Origin of the sequence: Faecalibacillus sp. MSK20_93 (assembly GCF_020589945.1) — a bacterium.
Taxonomy (GTDB): domain Bacteria; phylum Bacillota_I; class Bacilli_A; order Erysipelotrichales; family Coprobacillaceae; genus Faecalibacillus; species Faecalibacillus intestinalis.
Genome location: NZ_JAJDKA010000106.1, coordinates 1 through 3030, shown reverse-complemented (window position 1 = coordinate 3030; position 3030 = coordinate 1). Strand labels below are relative to the sequence as shown.

Sequence of the window (3030 nt, the reverse complement as noted above, 5' to 3'; positions counted from 1 at the left end):
CTCTCCATTGTCCTTCTATCTCTTCAGACAACTTTGGTCTGTTTAGCTCTTTTTTTTAAACTTAATTGACGTTGTGTTTTATTCTTTCCTGTTCAGTTTTCAATGTCCTCTCACTCGTCTCTCTCGTCGAGTGCCCATTTATATTACCATCCTCTCTCCCTTTTGTAAAGCTTTTTCTTGTCCTTTTTTTATTTTTTTCTCTATTAACCTCTTTTTCTGCCTTTATATCAATGTTTTTTCCATTGGTCTTTTTTGATGCTTTTTTATAATTTGGTGTTTATAAACTATTTTGAGTATCAAAAATAGCAAATTTTATATACCCTTTATTTGTTTTTTTAATAAAAATGCAAAAGAGTCAATTTAAAATTCGACTCTTCTATAGCATACTTTTATTATAATCTTCCTATTAAATAATCATTAAGATTTATACCTTGTTTCATTGCATAAAGAATATTATAGGGATCTTCAATATGTTTTACTTTCTTTTCTACAATTATCGCAATATATCTTGCATCATCATTTAAAATCATTGGCCAATAAAAATAAAATGTTTGTCCATTTTTAAATGTGAAATTAAAATCAGAAACATAAGCTTCATAAGCTAATGGACTTCCTGTACTCATATAATTTTTCTTAGCTACAACTTCAAGTTTTTCAATATCTTCATATAAACATTTATGCATAAATTGATGTTTTTTATTAAAAACAACTGCAAAGAAATATTTAAAATTGTTCATTGGCCCATCAAATTGATAATAGTAAATACCATCACTTAAAAACTCTACAGATTGGTTAAGCGTATTATCTAACATCATTGCAGATGTTTGTTTGAAAGAAAATGCTATCATTAACATAAATGTCACTATAAAAAATAATATACCTACTAAAATTCTCATATTGCCTAAATCATATGGCATTCTAGCAAATGACCCAGCAACTACAATAGCCCCTATAAAAGTAATAATTAATTGTCTTCTTGCAAGTTCTGGTGTAATTTTTCTCCCTAATGAAACTGTTGAAGTAGTTTTTCGAAAGCCTAACCCCATTTTATTATTATTATTTTTAATTTCACTTAATTCTTCTATTAAAGGTAAATCTTTATCATAGTAATCATCTATTGTATCTTTGATTTCATTCATACTTTCTATTTGTTTTTGCATGTTCACTTGATTGATTTTTAAACAATGCCTAAAATCCAATTCACCTTCTAATATCGCCTTGATATCATCAACAGAAATTTGTAGATTTCTCAAAAATTTAATAATTTTCAATTTTTGGACTGTTTCATCATCATAATCACGATAACCATTTTCCTCCCTTTTAGGTTGAATAAGCCCCTCCTTTTCATAATATCGAATTGTATACTTTGAAAGGCCTATTTCTTTTTCTAATTCATTTGTTTTCATATTACCTTTCCTCCTTTCAACATCATTGAACACTATGGAGTGGCTCCACAGTCAATACTTATTGTAAAATAATTCAATAAAATACTCTATTTACATAAATTTAATAACAATCTCTTTAAATTTTCTTAGTTACATATCTTTTACTTCTTTTATATTTTAAACAATACACTTATCTTATTAACAAATCATATATTTCAATAAGAATAGTATTTATCTAATTATACATTAGAATTATTGTTTTTTATTGTTTTACAAAATATTCTCTATAAAAGAAAAAACTCGTAAATCAAAATTGATTTACGAGTTAAAGAACAAAAAAGGGCTTCTTCTATCTTGAAACCCTTTTTTATTTAGCATATTTTCGCTAGATTAAGCTAATTCAGCAAAATATTTAATAGTTCTAACCATGTTAGAAGTGTATGAGTTTTCGTTGTCATACCAAGCAACTGTTTGAACTTCTGTAGTTCCGTTGTCTAATGGTTTAACCATAGTTTGAGTTGCATCGAATAATGATCCGTAAGTGATTCCTACGATATCAGAAGATACTAATGGTTCTTCAGTATATCCGAATGATGGAGTAGTTGCTGCTTTCATAGCTGCATTTACTTCTTCAACTGTAACTTCACCTTCAACAACTGAAGTTAAGATAGTTGTAGATCCAGTTGGAACTGGTACACGTTGTGCAGAACCAATTAATTTACCATTTAATTCTGGGATTACTAATCCGATTGCTTTTGCAGCACCTGTTGAGTTAGGAACGATGTTAACTGCAGCTGCACGAGCTCTTCTTAAGTCACCTTTTCTATGAGGTCCATCTAATACCATTTGATCTCCAGTGTAAGCATGTACTGTTAACATGATACCAGATTTGATTGGTGCTAAATTATTTAAAGCGTTAGCCATTGGTGCTAAACAGTTAGTTGTACATGAAGCTGCTGAGATGATAGTGTCAGAAGCTTTTAAAGTACCTTCGTTTACACCGAATACGATTGTTGGTAAGTCATTTCCAGCAGGTGCTGAGATAACAACTTTTTTAGCTCCAGCATCGATATGAGCTTGAGATTTAGCTTTAGATACATAGAATCCAGTACATTCTAATACTACGTCTACACCGATTTCTCCCCATGGTAATTCAGCTGCGTTAGCTTTAGCGTAGATTTTGATTTCTTTTCCATCAACTGTGATTGAATCTTCACCAGCTTCTACTGTATCAGCTAATGCATATTTACCTTGTGCTGAATCATATTTTAATAAGTGTGCTAACATTTTAGGATTAGTTAAATCGTTGATTGCTACAACTTCATATCCTTCTGCATTAAACATTTGTCTGAATGCTAGACGTCCGATACGTCCAAATCCGTTAATTGCTACTTTTACTGCCATTTTATTAATATTCCTCCTTGTAAATAGCTTTTATGCCATTATTATAAGTCAAAAACTTCACAAAAGCAACTATTACAACGTTGATTTCTTGTATAAGATGCATTAATTTTTCCTTTATTTTTCTAATAATTCCCATTTCATCATATCGTTAGCGCTTACACTATTTTCTACTATTTTTTTAAAAAACCCGTCTTTAGAAGTTATCACTATATTTTTTAGAACTACATTTAAACCATTTCTT

Annotated in this window: 2 protein-coding genes; both read right to left on the bottom strand. The window is 29.7% G+C overall.

Translation table 11 applies throughout. The annotated features are described in order from the left end of the window. Positions 1–392 precede the first annotated feature (392 nt). On the bottom strand, positions 393–1406 hold the full coding sequence (locus tag LJD34_RS15650) for a MerR family transcriptional regulator (protein WP_227360334.1): 1014 nt from the start codon (positions 1404–1406) through the stop codon (positions 393–395). A gap of 369 nt (positions 1407–1775) precedes the next feature. Beyond that, a complete protein-coding gene (gene gap, locus LJD34_RS15645) occupies positions 1776–2789 on the bottom strand; it encodes a type I glyceraldehyde-3-phosphate dehydrogenase (RefSeq protein ID WP_022001253.1) in 1014 nt (337 codons plus the stop codon). Positions 2790–3030: the final 241 nt, after the last annotated feature.

What these genes read in the sequence shown, in the direction of transcription:
- LJD34_RS15650 (WP_227360334.1), bottom strand. Translation starts at nt 1,406, where the DNA reads ATGAAAACAAATGAATTAGAAAAAGAAATAGGCCTTTCAAAGTATACA.
- gap (WP_022001253.1), bottom strand. Translation starts at nt 2,789, where the DNA reads ATGGCAGTAAAAGTAGCAATTAACGGATTTGGACGTATCGGACGTCTA.